Here is an 18,231-nt window from a genome sequence, read left to right as displayed (position 1 = left end):
TCGAGATTCCGATGCCGTTTTTCGGGGCTCCGTCGGGCGAATTGACAACAGCTCCCCGTTCGCCAGTGCGGAAGGCAACGGCGTCGGTAGGGAAAACGGGTTTTGAGTTAGTCCGGTCGGTGTTCCTGCTTGCAAATGCTGAGGCCGATCACGCGGCCGACAGGGCTCCTTGTGAATATCTCAAGACGAAGTCCTCGATTTCCGCGACAAGCCGTGCAGGCCCCGGGCCTTCCTCGGCGATAGCGCGCCTAAGGGCCGACGCCCGCTCGGAAAAGCTCGATTCTGAAAGGATGCGCCGCACGGCCTCGCCAAGCATTTGCGGGGATGCCGAAGGATCGAGGCGCAGGCCCACACCGTGATAGTCCACACGCGCGGCATTGTCGTTCTGATCACGTCCCATCGGGAGAACAACGAGGGGAACGCCGTGGCTCAGTGATCGCAAGACCGTGCCGTGCCCGCCGTGAGTAACGACGACGCTGGCTTTGGTCAGGATTTCGTCATGCGCTGCATTGGGAAGAATAGTAGCGTTCGCAGGCGATCGAAGACGAAGCCCCTCGAGGGCCTTGCCGAGGGTGACGACCACGTCGACCGGCTCTCCGGCCAAACCGGATATCGCCCGCTGGAGTACGTCCGCCTGCCCCTGATTGGTGGTGCTGAACGAAACGAGCACGAGGGGCCGCATCTCGCGCGCAGGCAGGCTCGTCCAGCGTTCGTGGGCCCAGCTCGGCATCTCCAGCAGCGGCCCCACATAGCGTACATGGTCCGGCAGGTGTTCGGTGGGAAAATCGAAGCTTCTGCTGGTAGCAAGAAGATGGCGACCAGCGCTCAAGGGCTGTTCGCGGACATGGAACAGCGGCGCAAGCCCGAAATGAGCACGCGTCGCGTTGAGGCAAGGCAGGAAGCCGTCCCATTGCCGCTCGGCCGTCGCTGAAACCTCGGCATCGCGTGTTCTGTCCGCAACCGACCGGGCAGGCTGAAAGCCTGGACCGAACGGCGGATGTCCCGGAAGAGGCCAGAGCGAGATGTTGCTCGCGAGCAGAGCCGTCGGAACTTTCGCGATTTCACCCGCGAGCATGCTGCCGAACAGCATATCCGCGCCGAGAAGGATATCGGCCGGCTCTGTTGCCAATGCTTCGAGAATATCCTCGGCGTGGAATTGCGCCGGTCCGACGAATACCCTTTCGCATGCTCTTTGGAAGCCGGCCAACGGATCGGAGGTTTCCCAATCACGCACATAACAGCTTTCGGGTGAGCGATCAGAACGGTTCGGCGCGCGCTTCCATGGCAGGAACCGGGCGCCTGCGTCGATCACCTCCGCTCGCATCGTGTCGTCGGCAATCAGACGGACGTTGTGCCCCCGGCCGGCGAGCGCGCGTACAGCTCCGAGTGTCGGCGGCACGTTGCCGCCGCCTTCCCAGCAGACCGCCAAGATGCGCAGGTTGGACCTCGCATCTGTCGCGTTCATCATTGCCTTGGTCCTTTCTCGAAAGAGACCGGATCAGTTTGTCTTGTCCTCACGCAGCAGACGCTCAATCGCCTGCGTCATGAGGCGGTGTGTCTCTGCGGCCGAATGTCCTTGCGCCCGGCGCAGCAGATGCCAGACCCAAACATCGGTCTGGACCAGCAACTGCGCGAGCCTATCTCCGCGAGCCTGGGCGTCGAGTTTATCGAGCCAGGCCTTGAACATGTCCTCGATCCATTCGCGATGACCCCTGCGTCCACGATCGAGGACGGCAGCGAATTCGGGAATGCGCACTTCCTGGCTCAGCGTTCGCACGATGATGTCGCCGGTGCGCTCGTAGTCGTCCATCAGGAGGGTGACGATATCCGCCACGCTTTGGGCCGGAGTGCTCCAGCGTTGGTCTTGGATCGAGACGTCCATCTGTGCCGCCATGGCGCTGAGCACGCCGGTCTTGCTGCCGAAACGCCGTATCACGGTTTGGCGAGTGGTGCCGGCCGTTGCGGCGATGTCGTCGAGAGTGATCTCGTCGAACCAGCGCTCTGCGAGGAGCGCGGTCAAGGCCTCGACAATCTGCTGCTCGGTATCCTGGACCGCTTCGGCGCGCGCTGATTGACGATAGGCTCGCGGAGACATCAAGTCGCCCCTTATTTGATGTTACGTTGTGTAACGCGAAATTAAGGAGACGTCAATACGGGTTGGCCGCTCGCGGCGTTGCACTGTTAGGTAGTAGTCGGCGTGCTTGCTGGAAAGACCGCTCCTGCAACGTTGCGTGGCCCGTTGATGGCATCGCGGGCGGGAGCATCGAGGCGGAAAGGGCTTGCTCGGTATTTGCAGGACAACGGGACGGACAGGTGTGGGGCTGTTCGGAACAAGCGGTGCGTGTGGGATCGTAGATTGCAATCTGACCGCGCTGATCAGCGACAAAGCCACATGCGTGGCGGTGATATTGGGCGCGAGATCGTCTCGGAATCGGTGTTTGCAGCTACCACTTAGGCTGCATTGGCCAGAGATCCAGACGGGTTAACCTCTTCGCTGGATGTGCGCCCTCAATGAGTGCCGACCATCGGGGTCGCCAATGGCTCACCCATCCAGCCAGGCTGCGAGGCCGTCCAGCGTCTGCAGCCCGTATTCCACCGCGCCGAAGCCGATGACCACCTGACGCCGTTCGCGGCTGGGGTGGAGCTGGCGCATGGTCAGCACCGTCTTGCCGTCGGCCTGTTCGTCGAAGGTCACCGTGACGCGGAACCGGTTGGGGTCGTCGGGGTCGGGCGTGCCATGATCCATCACGATCCGCTCGTTCGGCACGATTTCCAGAAAGCGCATGAGATTGGGGAAGCGCTGCTGCTTGCCCTCGAATGTGCCCACCATGTCGAAACGCCAGATCCCGCCTTCGCGGATATCGGCTTCGTGGCTCTCGATCTTGACGGCGGTCGGGCCAAACCATTGGGCGAGCGCCTCAGGCCTCATCCAGGCGGCAAACACTTTGCTGCGCGGGTGGTTCAGCAGCTTGACCAGTACGATCTCGCGATCGAGCGACCAGCTCTCGAACGGGCTTGCCACGTCTTTCATTCATCCCTCGTCCGTCGTGTCCAGGTAGACTTCCAGCCGCTCCAGCCGCATGGCCCAGTTCCGGCGCTCCGCTTCCATCCAGTTCGCCGCCTCGTCGAAGCGCGCCTTCACCAGCCGGCACCAGCGGCTGCGCCCGCGCTTCTCGCTGGCGATCAGCCCGCACTCCTCCAGCACCCTGAGATGCTGGGCGAAGGAGGGCAGCGCCATGTCGAACGGTTCGGCCAGAATGCTGACCGGCACCTCGCCCTCGGCCAGCCGCGACACCACCGCGCGGCGGGTCGGGTCGCTGAGCGCGTGAAAGGCAAGGTCGAGAGGGGTCGAATGGTAAGGCATGTGTATGCGTAAGATGGTCGGAGCCATCGGTCAACGACAAAAAGGTACTTGCCTTAGTGTTTGCGTTTCGACATAAAGGTACATACCTTAGTATCAAGCCCGCACCGGGCAAGTACACGCAAGGAGGCCCCCGTGGCAGTTCGTGTCGATCTCAACATCTCGCTCGACGGTTTCGCGACAACGACGGACCAGACGCCCGAGCAGCCGATGGGCGAGGACTGGATGCGCCTCGTCGGCGCCTATATCGCGACAAGGACTTTCCGCGAGCGCCTGTTCAAGGACACCAGCGGTCAAGGCACAACCGGCATCGACGACCAGTATGCCCGCGCGTATTTCGACAATATCGGTGCGGAGATCATGGGCGCCGGCATGTTCGGGCTGCACAATTTCCCCAACGATCCGACCTGGAAGGGCTGGTGGGGCGACGAGCCACCATTCCACTGCCCGGTCTTCGTGCTGACCCACAGAAAGCGGCCCTCGATCGAAATGGCTGGCGGCACGACATTCCATTTCATCGAGACCACGCCGGCCGAAGCGCTGCGGCAGGCCGTCGCCGTCGCGGGCGGCAAGGATGTGCGGGTCGGCGGCGGCGCCAGCACCGTCCGCGATTTCCTCAAGGCGGGGCTCGTCGACCGCCTCCATGTCGCCATCGTCCCGATCCTGCTCGGACGCGGCATCCGCCTCTGGGACAACCTGCGTGGGCTGGAATCCGGCTACACGGTGGCGTCGGAAACAGCGGAGAGCGGTGTCATCCACCTGACATTCCGACGTTAACCCTAGCACATGAACAGCGCGATCATGGACTGCCCGGAGGGACCCGATGTCGGCTATTTCGAATAGTCGGCACAGGTGCCGGCAATCTGGTTCCGGCCCCTATAGGAGACTCGCTTGATAGCTGGCGGCCGTCAGCGAAACATGTGCCTCCAACGGTAGCCGCAGTTCCAATACTCGCGGCTCCCTTGCGAAATTCCATAATCGCACTAATCGCGAATCGCTGCGTCGGTCCTCGGCAACCGCCAGTTCACTGTGCGTGACGTGAAACGGTGCGCGCTCCCATCCATTGGTCGTCTTCACCTCGACCAGCCGATCGCTGCCATCCGTATCGAAGTTCAGAATGTCATAGCAGGCGCCATTACCATCGACATGCGACACCCAGTGGATGCGCTCGGCGAGATCGGTCTGGCCGGCGGTGGGCAGACTGGCACGCTCGTGGGTGAGGTTGCGCTCCTCGCTGGCGCGACCCAGCGCGCGATAGCAGTCATCTGCTCGATCTCGTCGCGCGGTGGTGGGGCCCATCGACGTCAAGGAGACCCTGTTCGGCATATATGAGGCGCGCAGCCATTCGGGCACCAATGGCACCAGGCACAATCCGGCCACCGAGGCGAGCAATGCGCTGGACAGGGGTGCGGCGAGATCATGTCGACTTTGATCGAGTGCGGAGGAACTATGAAGGGTTACGATCTGAACCTGATCCAGGACATCGGGCGCAGCGTCAGCATTCCATTGATCGCTAATCGTGGGGCAGGCAAGCTGACCGATTTCGGCTCCGCCGTTGTCCATGTGCTGATGCCGTAGACGCGGGAGCGATGTTCATGTTCCATGACCAACATCGTGCCGTTTTGATCACCCATTCGTCATAAGCGGACCTCAAAGTGGTAATCTGATGCGAACACGTCGGTGACTCTATGCTTGAAGGACGGCGCGCGCTATCAGGACAGCTGCTGCAACTTTCGAGCTGGATCGCGTTCGCTACGAGCCCGGGACCGTGAAAGATCGTCAAAAAGGGGCGGCGCTGGGGAACGGGCACTGTGAATTCTATGCCATATCGGACCTGCACGCGCTGCATCATGGACACGACCGATCCCGACATCGTTTTCGATGTCGGTGGAGTGTGCAGCCACCGCCATCGTTACAACCGGGTAGCCGGACAGCGCCTCGCGCCGCTTGAAGGGCGGAGCAGGAAGTTCGCGTCGCTGGTGACCGAGATCAAGGCCGTCGGCGAAGGGAAGCCCTTTGATTGTGTGATCGGCGTCAGTGGTGGCATCGACACCACCCATGTCGCCCATATCGTCAATAAACTCGGCCTGCGCCCCTTTGCGATCCATCTCGACAATGGGTGGAATTTCGAACTCACGGTGGCTAATATCCAGAAGACGCTGGAGAAGCTGAGCATAGATTTGCGCACCCACGTCATCGACTGGATTGAATTTCGTGATCTTCAGCTATCTTGCCTCAAAGCCGCCACGCCCGATGGGGAAATTCCGACCGACCTTGCGATTTTCGCGTTGCTCTATACGCAGGCGGCCAAGCACGGCTTGCGGCATGACATCACGGACACGAACTCGGTGACCGAGGCAATCCTGCTGGAGAAATGGGGCTACGGCTATTTTGGCTGGATTTACATCAGGAATGTGTACAAGCGCTTCGGCTGTTTGGGCTCCAAGAGCTATCCGCATTTCTCACCGATCGGTCTAACTTACTGCATTTTAGACCGAAAGATAAAGATCCCATCCATTTTGAACCTCATAGACTGCAATAAGAAGGCAACGATGGATATACTCCGGAATGGACCGACCCGAGTCTATTATAGAATCAAGAACTACTATCCGATCTATACACGATTCTATCAGTCACTCTATTTGCAAAATAAGTTCAAACTCGACAAGCGCAAGGAATATTACTCTAATCTCGTGCTTTGGGGGCAGATGACGGATGACGAGGCGCTGAGCGCGATGCAGGGGGCGGCCCATCCGAAAAACCTCATCGAGGAAGACTACGACTATGTGACCAAGAAGCCGGGACTGAAACCCGAGGAGATGGAAGGTATCATTGCCTCCCCTAACAAGACCTTCGGGGGTTACAAGACCAACCATAGTCTATCCGAGCCGGCCAGGCGGCTGGCGAACACGATTCGTCCTCGGATCGGCTAACTGCGTGCGCTATCGTCCTGAAATCGACGGCCTGCGCGCTATTTCTGTATTGGGAGTCGTGGCATTTCACTTTGAACTCGCCACCGCTGGAAAAATCTGGTTGCGTGGAGGATATCTCGGCGTCGACGTCTTCTTCGTCATATCTGGCTATCTGATCACGCGGATATTGCTCAAGGACCTCAGCCTCGGCGCCCTGCCGGACTTCTATTTCCGGCGCGTCCGCCGCTTGCTTCCAGCGCTCTATCTGGTCTGTGCCAGTTCACTGGCACTCGGCCTCTATGTCCTGCCGCCCGAAGCTCTCATCAAGCTTGCCCGATCCGCGATTGCCGGTATCGCCTTCGTCTCAAACATCTACTTCTACCTCACCACGGATTATTGGTCGGAAGCCGCGTCGCTCACGCCGCTGATCCATCTCTGGTCGCTGTCGGTCGAGGAGCAGTTCTATCTCTTCTATCCTGCCTTGCTGCTCCTTCTGGCCGGGCGGCCAAAATGGTTCGCACTTGCCGTCCCCGTCCTGATGATAGCGTCACTGGCCGCGGCTTTGAGGTTGCCAGCGGCCAGCCCCGAGGTGTTTTACCTGTCGGTCTTTCGCGCCTGGGAACTGCTGGCTGGTGCGCTGGTCGGCCTCTGGCACGAGCGGCGGCGGGACGGCCTCGATCTGCCGAGATGGACTGATATTCTGCCCCCGATCGGACTCGTCCTGATCGGCCTGGCATTTATTCTCGGCGGCAACTATACGGCCAACCTGGCCAGTGTTCTGGGTGCCATGCTCGTCCTCGGCACGGCCCGGCAGCAGGCTTGGCCTACGCGAGTGCTGGCATGGCCACCGGCGGTTTTTCTCGGGCTCATTTCGTATCCGCTATATCTCTGGCACCAGCCCGTCCTGGCTTTCGCCGGTAGTTATTTCCTCTCCGATCTTGATCTCGCATCGCGTCTGTCCCTCGTCGTGCTGTGCATAATTCTCGCCGCCGCGACATGGTTTTTTGTCGAACGCCCCATCCGCCAGGGCATGTCGCTTGGGCAGACGTGGCGTCTATCGCTGCCGGTCAGCGTGGCGCTGATCGTGACGTCGCTGTGCCTAATGGCACTGCATGGCGTGCCGCAACGGTATAATTCGGAACAGTTGAAACTCCTGGCGGCCTCCGCACAACGTGGCACGACCGTGCTCGAAGGACAGAATTGCAAGACGAGCACCGTATCCAAACCCTGCCGCATCGGCGATCCCGCGGCGCCGATCACCTGGGCCTTGCTGGGTGACAGTCATGCCGAGACCTTGTCCGACTCAGTGTCGGAACTGTTGGCACGCAACGGTTTGGCCGGAGAAGTGCTGACCTATCCAGGGTGCCCGTTCATCGTCGGAATAGAGCCAGTGTACACCAATGAAGCATGTGCCAGCTTCGCCAAAGACGTCATGGAAACCCTCCTGAAAGATCACATTGAGACCGTGATTATACAGGATCGGACAACTGCCTATATCCAAGGGACGAGATTCGACAACGGCGAAGGAGGTGTCGAGCCCGGCAAGCCTTTCCCAGTGCGTCCGGTGGGCCAGAAAGACCTAGGTGAACCGACACGCATCGCAGAGGTCGAGGCGTTGTTCACAGGCACCATCACCGGCCTTCTCGATCGTGGAATACGGGTAATATACATCGCACCGGTTCCCGAAGTTGGCTGGCATGTGCCGCGTGTCGCGGCGCGCTTGGCCGCCCGTGGTTCCATACCCATAACCACAAGTCGCACACGATACTTCGAGCGCCATCGGGGACTGTTCAAGGTATTGGATACGCTTTCGGGGCGCCCGGGACTGACAGTTGTCTATCCGGACCAGACGTTTTGCGACCCCAAGAACAACCGTTGCCGCACCGCATCAGACGGCGAATTGTTATACACCGATACGGACCACCTAAGCCGCAAGGGTGGCCGATTTCTGGTCGAGGCGATGGGCAGGCAACTGACATCGCTGGGACTGTTGAGCAAGTAGGAAGCCAATTGAACGTCTTGGGCTACGTGTGCTGTGATTGTCGTGGTATCGGGTGTCAGTCGCCACCCTTGGTCAATTATAGAGTTCGTTGAAAACCGTGCGCCATCAAGTGGTCAAATCCGTCGCCTTGTTCTCGGGAACAAACATCCTTGCGGCGGCTATTCCCCTGCTGCTGCTACCGATCCTGACGCGCGTATTGACGGCCGCCGACTACGGCCTGGTGGCCATGTATGCCCTCGTTATCACCGCTTTCGGTGCCCTGACGGGCCTGTCGGCTCATGGTGCGGTCGGGATGCGATATTTCGACCGTACGGAGATCGACTATCCTCGATATATCGGGAATGCGATGATCTTGCTGTTCGTGACGAGTACATGTGTGTTCGCCATCGTCCTGTTGGCGGCGGGTCCACTTGAAGAGCTCACTCAATTACCCCGCAAATGGCTGTTGATCGGTGTAGGAGTTTCCGCCCTCCAATTCGTCCTACTTATTCGCTTGTCGGTGTATCAGTCGGCGAAACAAGCGGGCTCCTTCGCCACCTTTCGTATTTCCCAAGCCCTGGTTGATGCCGGATTGTCGATCGTTCTGGTGCTCGGTTTGGCCTTGGCGTGGGAAGGCAGACTGATTGGCCAGTCGGCCGCCATTGTGCTGTTGGGAATCGTGGCTAGCGTTTCCCTCGCGGTCGGCGGCTGGGTCAAACTTGAACCGGATCGGAAATACATTGCCGGGCTGCTCAAGTTTGGCGTGCCACTGGTACCCCATGTCGTCGGCGGTATGCTGCTGACGTCAGTGGATCGTATTTTCATCGCCAATGTGATCGGTATATCCCAGACAGGCGTCTATTTGGTCGCGGTGCAGATCAGTCTGGGAATTTACCTGATTGCCGATGCCTGCAATCGCGCCATTTCGCCCTGGCTCATCGAAACCCTCAAGATGGCTGATCCCGCCAAGGACATCCGTATCACCCGCTACACATTGCTCTATTTCCTGTTTCTGATGTGCTCGGCGATAGCGGTCGGCATCGGTTCCATCTGGGCATTGCCGCTTGTGGTTGGTCCGGCGTTTGGTGGGGCCGCCAAATTGATCTGGATAACCGCGATCGCCCAAGCCTTTGCCGGCATGTACCTGATTGTCGCCAATGTCATTTTCTATCAAGAAAAGACAGCATTCCTATCGGTCATAACGATCAGTTGCGGAATATTGGGCGCTGTCCTGTCTTATCTGTTCCTGCACATATTTGGCCTGGTCGGTGCTGCCGTGGCGCAGTTGATCGCGCAGGCGACGATGTTTACTGGAGCCCTTCTCTTCGCGCAGCATCTGCGGCCCTTGCCCTGGTTCGCTGCCCTGTTTCCCACAAGGGTCAGGACGACCGACTAAATGTCAGCCAATCCAACAGAGATGCAGGTCGCCGCCTCCATAAGGGCATTCGAAAAGCGAACGCAGGCCTTTGAAAAGCGCGTTCACGGTATCCCGCTCTGGCAACTGGTTCGGTTCGAGGTTTCGATGCGATTGCAGGCCCTCAATCTAGAGCGGGCGGGCATCGGACGTCAGCGCCTCGTTGCGGGGATATTGAAGGGCTTGTGGCAGTTCCTATGGCTACCGAAGGCCGAGTATGTCGGGAAGACATTTGATTCCGCCTTCCGCAGGCAGGGGAAAAACGGTTTCGAAGACGTCTACTTTGAAGAGCTAAGATCCGCTGTTTCGCGCTTTTCGACGATGTCGTCCTGCGATGCGCCCGGTTACGAGGCCAATGTCGACAACGCAGCGACACCTCCGGCTTTTGACGATACCAGCGTCATCGCCCTGAGCGCCATACTCGGGCGCATCCTGCCCAGAGTTCGCAGCCACGCCGCTTTCGACCAGCTGTCCGAAGCGATCCGGAACGAGCTCGGGCTGGAACACTACTCCCCGCACGTGCTCTCGCGGCTGTACAATGTCTTCGTTTGGCGGGTCACGCTCTACCGCATCGTTCTGGCAAGGTTTGGTGCACGCGCGGTAATGTGTCCAGATAACGGACAGTTCGCTTTGATCCGCGCTGCCGAGCTCAGGGGAATTTCCTTCGTCGAAATGCAGCATGGGGTTTTCAGTGGAGCTCATCCGAACGCTCTGCCCTCCGACCTATCCCCGGAGGAAGTCAGGGGACTGCTATTGCCGTCGAAACTCGCAGTCTATGGCGCCTTTGCGGCGGAGCAGCTGAAGGACACCTGGCTCGCGGTCAACGGGCGTATCGAACTGGTTGGGGCGCCATTGCTTTCGGGCTTTCGCGCGCTCGCAGTGAACAAATTCCCTAACAAAGTTCCGCGTATCGCACTGACTACTCAGGGGATCGGGCGTCAGGCACTGCGAGATTTCATCGCCCAATTTCTGCGCGAATGCCCAGCCGACTTCGAGTTGATCGTAAGATTGCACCCCGCTTACGATGCCGACACGATGTTCTATGAGAGCGCCTTTTGCGCGGATAACCGAGTCCATATCCAGTCCGGAACATCGTCGGTCAGCACCCATAGCCTGATCGCCAGCGCGGATTTCCATGTTAGCATTTCTTCGGCCTGTCACTTCGATGCGCTTGGCCTAGGAACGCCGACAGGGATATTGCAGCTTGAGACCTACGAATCAGTGGTTGAAGTGTCGAAGGCGGAGGGCGCCATGTTGATCGAGACGCCATCCGACCTTGCGCGAATCGTCGCTCGGCGCGAGTTTGGGGTAGTGCCGCAAACCACGTCGCGCTATTTCTTCGAACCGGATTTTGGCGGTCAATTTTCCAGACTTCTGAAAAATCTCCCCGTTCCGAGTTCTGCGAGATCTGGGGAAGCGCCAAGCTGATCGACCACTAGGTGGGACTGGCTTAGTCGTCAGCCGGTGCCTCCTGAACACCCATCGAACACTGACAATGGATTGCACACCTTGAGAACAGCTCTGATTGGACTTGGACGTATGGGCGTGCGACACGCGTCGGTTCTCAGGGAGGTCGAACTGCCTCTGGGAGCGATCAGCGATATCAATCGCGAGACTTGCAACAAGGTCGGCCAGGAATACGGCGTCGAGGAAAAACATCGCTACTTGTCGGCCATCGACATGCTGAAGCAGGTGCGGCCTGAACTGGTCGTCATCGCCACGACGGCCCCTAGTCACCATGACCTCGTCGTCACTGCCGCGGCCAATGGCGCGCGCAAAATTCTATGCGAGAAGCCGATGGCGACCAGTCTCGCCGAATGCGAGAACATGATCAGCGTCTGCAAGGCAGCCGGTGTCGATCTGGCGATCAATCACCAGATGCGCTTCATGGAACAATATACGATCCCCATGCGGATGGCGGCCTCCCCTGAGCTTGGCGGGCTGGGTAGCGTTGTTGTGAGCGCCGGAAATTTTGGCGTCGCCATGAACGGGACCCACTATTTCGAGATGTTCCGTCTGATGACGGACGAAAATCCGGCGTTTGTGAATGCGTGGTTTGGCGATGTCGACGTGCCCAACCCCCGCGGAGCGCAGTTCAAGGATGCCTCGGGCTCCGTTCGCCTGCAGACCCCGTCCGGCAAAAGGTTCTTCATGGACTGTTCAGGAGACCAAGGCCTCGGACTGCACGTGACCTATAATTGCCGTTATGGGCGGATCAGCGTCGATGAACTTGATGGCAGTCTCGAATACGTGGCCCGAGAGGCTGAATATCGCGATCTCCCCACCACACGCTACGGCATGCCGAGCACCAAGGTGGTGCAGTCCATCACTCCGGCGGATGCAGTGGCTCCTACGCTAGCTGTTGTCAAAGCGCTGTTAGCCGGTGTGAATTACCCCACTGGCGAGAACGGTTTGCAGACAATGCGGACACTCATCGCCGCCCATCTGTCCAATAGCCGCAATGGGGCAACGATTGATCTTGAGAAAGACACGTTGCCGCGTGATCTAATTCTGCCATTGGCATGAATAGCATTACGTAACCGTCTCAATTTTGTGATATCTGACCGCCGTGCGATATCTAGAATTCAATTCAGAAGCATGTGGGGCGATGAATACGCTAGAAACTCGAATTTTGGCGGCTGCCAGATGGTTTAAAGGCGGCGGCGACACCGCGATATTTATAGCACTTTCGCTATTTTTCTCGCTGTTCATTGGACAAGATCAGATCGTTAACCGGAGTGGTCTGACCTATTGGCTGCTCGTGACTCCCGCCATCGTATTTCCTCTTCTTCGTCTGCGGCAAACTCTCGATAGCCTAGTATTTGGCCTGGCCAGGCCCTTTGCGGTACTCGGTTTTTTGGGGTGTGCCTGGTCCATTATTGGCGGCGACTATTCGGTCATCCCTCCGCTTGTCATCATCGTATGGGTTTCAGGGTGGGTTCTCCGTTCGGAGGCAAAGGTCAACTTGAATCTACTGCTGGCAGTGTTTCTGACATTCTACACAGCCGGCGTTGTCCGATTTTACACCCAACCGCCGATCAACGAAGTTACCTGGCTCAACACTAAATTCGCAGGTGAGGCTCAAGCATTCAAGGCCCCGCCCAACAGCGCGCAGAATACAGCTGACGCGCCACCGGACACCATCCCCGCGCCGTCACCAGTCGCCGAGAATGAGCCCGCGCGCAAGCCGCCACCAGTATTCGAGCCAGACCAAGTCCGTGACGGGCTGAATCTGAATGGCTGGGGCATCCTGCCCGGTGAAACCGCGCCAACCTACGGCCCATGGCGCATTTCAGTTACCCCCAACATTGCTGCATCGGGGACGATCTCGCTGTTTGCAATGATGCTGGCATTGAGCCCACTGGCTTGGAGAGGCCTGAAGCTCGTTTCCATCGTGGTCAGTGGCTATTTTCTTTTCCTGTCCTTCGTACGCTCGGCGTTGATCGGCTTTTGCCTTTTTTGCCTCGCACAAGTTAACCTTCGCGCACTTCCGAGTCGGAGCAGATTCCGCATGATATTTGCCGCGCTGTTGGTCGGCGGCGCCGTCGTCATAACGGTATTGGCGCCTTACGCGCTTTACTTCCTTCAGGATATTGGCCCGATATCGCGCCTTCTATTGCGCGGGCAGACTCATCTCACGGTCGACGACATCTACAGGCAACTCTACCGTCCATGGATCTGGCAGCAACATATGCAACTGTTCCTGAAGAGTGTTTTCTGGATGGGGCAGGGTAGCAATCTGGCGAGAGACGCGGCGTCTTCCATACTCAATGTGGGGCAGGCACGATCAGACTCTGTTTCCCTGCCCACGCGCCTGCTTGCCACCTATGGTCTGCCGGCGCTGGCGTTTTTCTGGTTCATCGTCGAAAGGTGCTACAGCCACATCAAGGCGAATGACATCTGGGCCGTCTCGGCAACCTCGGCAATCGTCTGGCTTATGATGACATGGGGCAGCGTCTTCCATCCCACCAACGCCATATTTGCCCTCTCGATCCTGATTTTGGGACGAGGTAGTTCCGGTTTCGTCTCGGGAGTGCAGACAGGCATGGTGAAGAACCGGGTTGTTCAGCTAACCTCTATTGGTCGGGAAGGCCACACGATTTCGATCACGAGCCGCCAAAACCGCAATTCGTGATATCTGCGCTGAAGTAGGTTCATAGTGCGAATTCCATCCGATCGAAGCGGTCAAGACCAATGTCCTCGACACTAAAAATGCACTTGTTGCCGCCATCGTCGGCAATCTCGAAATCTGGCTCAATAAGTTGATTGCCGGCAAGCAGTCCCGCTGAAGCGACGAGTGCCGATAGTCGGAAATGCGGCAAAATCCAAGAAGCCGACTGGTTATGATGGCAGCGAAAGCATCGCTTGGCGCAGGCCGGAAGGGGCTTTGTGCTCCGGTGGCATGCGTCCGGCCGCTAACTGCTGACGACAAGACGCTACTGCCGAATTGAGGGCATCTTGGTTTCGCTAGGCTAGTTGGAGCCGACTTCACTATTTTGACGGCTTGATCCGGCTCGAGCTTTTCGCGTTTTGGCGGATTCATATCCTACGCTTGTGGAGTAGTTGTCGCATTGTGTTGCCTCGATCGCTTCGTCAAGTTGAACGATATGGCGCCAAGTATCCTCGACGGTCCGTTTCTGAGTTTGGCGCATCCAGTGGTTGATCTTGGCGAAGGCCTGCTCGATTGGATTGAGGTCTGACGAGTAGGGAGGCAGGTACCAAAGTCTGGCGCCAGCAACCTTGATCAACCGCCTGATGGCCGCTGTTTATGACCTCCAAGATCGTCCATGACAACGATGTCGCTGGGCTTCAGCTCGGTGATGAGCTGCTGCTCGCCATGAGCGCGAAAGCATTAGTCGTTGATTGGTCCGTCGAAGACGCAAGGTGCTGTGAGTTGATCCCAGCACTGCGCACCGAGGAAGGTCAGCGTGCGCCAGTGGCCATGTGCAGCAAAGGTGTGCTGCCACTTGCCCCTCGGGCCCCAATCGCGCAGACGAGCCACGTTGGCCTTGACCCAGTTCTCATCGACGAAGACCAGTCGCTGCGGATCTGGATCGACCTACTGGGATCGCCATCGTTGGCCCTGCGGGCAATATCGGCACGCGCCGGCTCAAGGGCGAACAGAGTATTTTGAAGCTCAGGTCTTCGCTGCGCAGGAACAGCCGCGGACGCGTTGTGCTAGGCCTTGACTCAGCGACCGGCCAACTCATCCTTCGGACTGTACAGCGTCAGATGCGGCGTCTCACGCATACGGGCCTTGATGAAAGCACGGTGCGGCTCCAGCGCTCTCTTACGATGTCCGCTCACCTTGCCCGGCGCAACCGACCCGGCCATCCGATGGCGCTGCAACAACTTTACTACCGTCGAAATCGCAATACCGAACTGTTTGGCGGCTGATCGACGACTCGCCACTCAAAACCGTCGCTACAATCCGTTCGCGAAGAGCATTGGAAAGAGATCGGGTGATCAGACGCTGGATCCCACTCCAGCCTGTGTCTCGAATCATAAAGCTGACAGAAATCCGGAATCTCCCTCGATCCTGTCAAATCGTGAACAGCTATAGCCAAAAAGGATGCAGAATTTGAGATACTATAAGCTATTGAAATCGCTAGATAGCTGGAGAAGGTGAACGTGAGAACTTTGAACTGGTGATCGTCCGATGAACGACTTCGCGTCTCGATCGTCGTGCCGCCGCTGTGGGAGGTGTCACTGCCAGGATCGACCTGTCGCCGTTTGCCTTAGCCAGCATTTAGTCGAACTGGTTCGGATCGCGACGCATGTTTGGTCATCCGAAGTAATGAAACCAGACACCGAGCTTTCACCAAACCGTAGATGGCCGGAATGACGATCAGCGTCAGGACGGTTGACGATATCATGCCGCCGATCATCGGCACGGCGATGCGCTGCATCACCTCGGAACCGGCCCCCGTGCTCCACAGGATGGGAACCAGCCCGACCATAATCGCGACGACCGTCATGATCTTGGGCCTCACGCGCTCCACCGCGCCCAGCATGATTGCCTGGTGAAGATCGGCGCGTGTGAACGGCCGCTTTTCTTCGACGCATTTCTGCTTCAGCTCGGTCACGGCCTGTTCCAGGTATGCTCAGCCTTGCTATAGGGCTGCCCCGCGATGTCGTCCGCGAGCATCGCGAAATAGTCCGCCACGATTGCATCGTTCTGCTCGTCGGACCAGTCACCAGACATGACGGCTCCGAAGTTGATCAACCAATCTGGAGAAGGCCCGGATCATGCCAGTAACTGTGCCGGCACACCGATTGCCGGCCCGGCGTCGGCCAGCCGCCAGTCGAGCGCATGTACCGTGGCGCCATGCTCCGACGCGATAGCGAGGCGCAGTGCATCGCCCGCACGAAGCCCGAGGGCATGCTGATCGGCGAACCTTGCGGCCGCCCGAAACTGCCCGCCGGTCACTGGCAGCACGGTGAAGCTTTCGGCGATCAGCTTGTTGAACATGGCAAGTGCGGCCGCGCGCTGCTCCAGGCCGGTCTGCCCGGTCCGTAGCTTGATCGCCATGGCGGACGACATTTCGGTGACGGTCCAATCGCTGATCAGAAGCTGCGCCGGATCCTGCTCCGCCAGCCAGGCCTGAACACGCGGCGTCATTGCTTCGTTGGAGAGCGCCGCGACGATCAGCGACGTATCGAGATAGAGCATCAGTAGCGATCGCCGTCCCGCATCGACCGCACGAGATCAGCGGCGCTCTGGGACTGGGGCGGCGTCGCTGCCGTCAGCGATTGGAGCAGCGCGGCATCGATCGGCTTGCGCGGCCTGGCCACGGCGGTAAGCCGTGCGACCGTCTTGCCGCGACGGGTGATGTCGATCGAATCGCCCGCCTCGACCCGGTCGACCAACTCGCTCAGACGGGCTTTGGCGTCCGCCAGATTGATCGCATCCATGTCATGTTCCTGACCAGTGAGAGATCGGCGGCCATCGTTGTTGAGGAGCCATCGCGCTGTTCGGCGCGCTCATTTGAGAGCCGCGAACATGGCCGCTAGGCGCTTCGTGCCGAGATCGGCCTCGGCATGCGTCAAGCCCGAGAAGCCAAACAGGAGGCCGTGACGAGGCATGGGCGCCACATGCATTGGCGAAATTGGCAGAACCGCGACGCCGTGCCGATGCGCCGCTTGCGCCAACGCGACGTCGTTGTGTTGCGCGCCGGGCCGAGCCAGAAGATGGACGCCCTGGTGTGGGGAGTTCACCTCAAGATGATCGGACAAACGCGCGCGCAACAATGACACCAGTACGTCGCGCGACGCGCGATAGGCCTCGCGCAGCCGTCGCAGATGGCTGGAGAAATGCCCCTCGGCCAGAAAGTCGGCGACCACCAATTGCTGGAACGGCGCGGGGAAACGATCGAGCAGTGTCCGCATCACCCGAAACGCCGGCACCAGATCCTCCGGCACCACCAGATAGCCGAGGCGCAGGCCCGGCAGGAGGGCCTTGCTGAAGGTGCCGACATAGATGACGCAATGATGCTCATCAACGCCCTGCAAAGCCGCCAGCGGCCGGCCGTCATAGCGGAATTCGCTGTCGTAATCGTCTTCGATGACCCAGGCTCCCGTGGCGGCAGCCCAGTCGAGGAGCGCCAGGCGCCGCGCCATCGAGAGAACCGCTCCGGTGGGGTATTGATGCGAGGGCGTCACATAGACAGCCCGCGGCTTGGCGGCGAGTGCTCCGAGCGCGTTGACATTCAGGCCATCGTCGTCGACCGGCACGGGCGCCAGTATTGCGCCATGGACCGTCAAGGCAAGTCGGGCCGGTGGATAGCAGGGCTCTTCGACGGCGACGAAATCGCCGGGATCGATCAGCGTGCGGATCGCCAGATCGATCGCCTGCTGCGCGCCCGCCGTGATGAAGATGCGGCCGGGCATACAGCGCACGCCGCGCGCCGCCAGGAGATAGGCGGCCACTGCTTCGCGCAGCACCTCCTCCCCCTGGGGATCTCGGTAGTGGTTCGACATGGCACCGAGATGGCGATGGGCGATGCGGGTCAGAACGGCGCGTGTTCTTGCGTCCGGCGGTGTCCGACCCATGACGAAGGGTATCTGCAAGGGGGGCTCGGACACCTGGGGCGAGGGCGCGCTGACGGCGCGCGCGGCGCGCGAGAGCAGGCGGCCGGGTTCAGGCCGCTCCCATCCCGTCCCACCAGGGCGCCCGGCGCGCTCCGGCACATCCTTCGAGACATAGGTGCCGGAGCCGGTGCGGCCGATCGCATAGCCTTCGCTCAACAGCGTTTCGTAGGCCTCGGTAACGAGGCCACGAGACACGCCCCACAGGCGTGACGCCGCGCGGGTGGATGGAAGTCGCGCCCCCGGCGGCATACGGCCACCGACGATCCCTTGGCGCAACGCAAGATAAAGCTGCCGGGCAAGCGGTACGGGCGATGCCCTGTCGACCTCGATGTCGACCAGATGCGCCGTGCCTTCGCGCCTTCGAGAAATCTCGACTGTCACCTTAGCCTCCGCAAGAGTGGTCCCCGGAAGCAAATCCAAGTGGACCTGTGATTTTGATCCTGTCGGCCAAATATTTGGGCCAATTATACCG

The 18,231-nt window shown here is 59.4% G+C and carries 17 protein-coding genes and 2 pseudogenes; 8 read left to right on the top strand and 11 right to left on the bottom strand.

Annotated elements, in window-relative coordinates; translation table 11 throughout:
- Window positions 1–148: 148 nt before the first annotated feature.
- From FZF13_RS04190 to FZF13_RS04175, 4 genes are all read right to left on the bottom strand, one after another.
- Window positions 149–1,468, bottom strand: a complete 1,320-nt coding sequence (locus FZF13_RS04190; protein WP_024926759.1) for a nucleotide disphospho-sugar-binding domain-containing protein — start codon at window positions 1,466–1,468, stop codon at window positions 149–151.
- 30 nt (window positions 1,469–1,498) lie between these two features.
- The gene (locus tag FZF13_RS04185; RefSeq protein ID WP_065996643.1) at window positions 1,499–2,095 is read right to left on the bottom strand and encodes a TetR/AcrR family transcriptional regulator; all 597 of its coding nucleotides are present in this window, start codon (window positions 2,093–2,095) and stop codon (window positions 1,499–1,501) included.
- A 447-nt stretch (window positions 2,096–2,542) separates the two neighbouring features.
- Window positions 2,543–3,031: an SRPBCC family protein gene (locus tag FZF13_RS04180; RefSeq protein ID WP_024925046.1), complete on the bottom strand. Its 489-nt coding sequence runs from the start codon at window positions 3,029–3,031 to the stop codon at window positions 2,543–2,545.
- Window positions 3,032–3,364: an ArsR/SmtB family transcription factor gene (locus FZF13_RS04175; RefSeq protein ID WP_024925045.1), complete on the bottom strand. Its 333-nt coding sequence runs from the start codon at window positions 3,362–3,364 to the stop codon at window positions 3,032–3,034.
- Between the two features lie 132 nt (window positions 3,365–3,496).
- Between FZF13_RS04175 and FZF13_RS04170 the strand changes: the two genes are divergently transcribed.
- Complete coding sequence (locus FZF13_RS04170; RefSeq protein ID WP_024925044.1) at window positions 3,497–4,138, top strand: dihydrofolate reductase family protein; 642 nt, start codon at window positions 3,497–3,499, stop codon at window positions 4,136–4,138.
- A gap of 99 nt (window positions 4,139–4,237) precedes the next feature.
- Here FZF13_RS04170 and FZF13_RS29540 read toward each other — a convergent pair whose 3' ends face one another.
- Window positions 4,238–4,660: a protein NO VEIN domain-containing protein gene (locus tag FZF13_RS29540; protein WP_024925043.1), complete on the bottom strand. Its 423-nt coding sequence runs from the start codon at window positions 4,658–4,660 to the stop codon at window positions 4,238–4,240.
- A 120-nt stretch (window positions 4,661–4,780) separates the two neighbouring features.
- On the opposite strand from FZF13_RS29540, the gene FZF13_RS29535 reads away from it, so the two are divergent.
- From FZF13_RS29535 to FZF13_RS04130, 7 genes are all read left to right on the top strand, one after another.
- Window positions 4,781–4,939 (top strand): HisA/HisF-related TIM barrel protein, encoded by a 159-nt coding sequence (locus tag FZF13_RS29535; protein ID WP_081766918.1) that lies wholly within the window; start codon window positions 4,781–4,783, stop codon window positions 4,937–4,939.
- Window positions 4,940–5,211: 272 nt separating this feature from the next.
- Complete coding sequence (locus FZF13_RS04155) at window positions 5,212–6,294, top strand: adenine nucleotide alpha hydrolase family protein (protein WP_024925042.1); 1,083 nt, start codon at window positions 5,212–5,214, stop codon at window positions 6,292–6,294.
- Window positions 6,295–6,298: 4 nt separating this feature from the next.
- Entirely contained in the window at window positions 6,299–8,275 is a 1,977-nt protein-coding gene (locus FZF13_RS04150) for an acyltransferase family protein (protein WP_161773100.1), read from the top strand.
- A 97-nt stretch (window positions 8,276–8,372) separates the two neighbouring features.
- Window positions 8,373–9,650 (top strand): oligosaccharide flippase family protein, encoded by a 1,278-nt coding sequence (locus FZF13_RS04145; protein WP_244431339.1) that lies wholly within the window; start codon window positions 8,373–8,375, stop codon window positions 9,648–9,650.
- Window positions 9,651–11,096 carry a hypothetical protein gene (locus FZF13_RS04140; RefSeq protein ID WP_024927301.1) on the top strand — a complete coding sequence of 482 codons (1,446 nt, stop codon included), beginning with the start codon at window positions 9,651–9,653 and terminating at the stop codon, window positions 11,094–11,096.
- 111 nt (window positions 11,097–11,207) lie between these two features.
- Entirely contained in the window at window positions 11,208–12,194 is a 987-nt protein-coding gene (locus FZF13_RS04135; protein WP_024925038.1) for a Gfo/Idh/MocA family protein, read from the top strand.
- Window positions 12,195–12,276: 82 nt separating this feature from the next.
- Window positions 12,277–13,803 carry a hypothetical protein gene (locus FZF13_RS04130; RefSeq protein ID WP_024925037.1) on the top strand — a complete coding sequence of 509 codons (1,527 nt, stop codon included), beginning with the start codon at window positions 12,277–12,279 and terminating at the stop codon, window positions 13,801–13,803.
- A 337-nt stretch (window positions 13,804–14,140) separates the two neighbouring features.
- On the opposite strand, the pseudogene FZF13_RS04125 reads toward FZF13_RS04130, so the two are convergent.
- The 6 genes and pseudogenes from FZF13_RS04125 to pdxR all read right to left on the bottom strand — a co-directional run bounded on the left by FZF13_RS04125 (window position 14,141) and on the right by pdxR (window position 18,140).
- Window positions 14,141–15,135: pseudogene (locus FZF13_RS04125) on the bottom strand (IS630 family transposase).
- Window positions 15,136–15,406: 271 nt separating this feature from the next.
- A pseudogene (locus FZF13_RS04120) lies at window positions 15,407–15,769 on the bottom strand (efflux RND transporter permease subunit); the annotation flags it as partial.
- Complete coding sequence (locus FZF13_RS29400; protein WP_262368500.1) at window positions 15,751–15,873, bottom strand: hypothetical protein; 123 nt, start codon at window positions 15,871–15,873, stop codon at window positions 15,751–15,753. The gene FZF13_RS29400 and the pseudogene FZF13_RS04120, both read right to left, overlap by 19 nt.
- 42 nt (window positions 15,874–15,915) lie before the next feature.
- The gene (locus FZF13_RS04115; RefSeq protein WP_024925034.1) at window positions 15,916–16,341 is read right to left on the bottom strand and encodes a type II toxin-antitoxin system VapC family toxin; all 426 of its coding nucleotides are present in this window, start codon (window positions 16,339–16,341) and stop codon (window positions 15,916–15,918) included.
- On the bottom strand, window positions 16,341–16,583 hold the full coding sequence (locus FZF13_RS04110) for a type II toxin-antitoxin system Phd/YefM family antitoxin (RefSeq protein ID WP_024925033.1): 243 nt from the start codon (window positions 16,581–16,583) through the stop codon (window positions 16,341–16,343). Before FZF13_RS04110 ends, FZF13_RS04115 begins: the two co-directional genes overlap by 1 nt.
- Window positions 16,584–16,652: 69 nt before the next feature.
- Window positions 16,653–18,140 (bottom strand): MocR-like pyridoxine biosynthesis transcription factor PdxR, encoded by a 1,488-nt coding sequence (gene pdxR, locus FZF13_RS04105; RefSeq protein WP_024925032.1) that lies wholly within the window; start codon window positions 18,138–18,140, stop codon window positions 16,653–16,655.
- Between the last annotated feature and the right edge of the window lie 91 nt (window positions 18,141–18,231).

The sequence above is a fragment of the Mesorhizobium terrae genome, from assembly GCF_008727715.1.
Classification (GTDB): domain Bacteria; phylum Pseudomonadota; class Alphaproteobacteria; order Rhizobiales; family Rhizobiaceae; genus Mesorhizobium; species Mesorhizobium terrae.
This window is presented reverse-complemented; position numbering and strand designations above follow the sequence as displayed.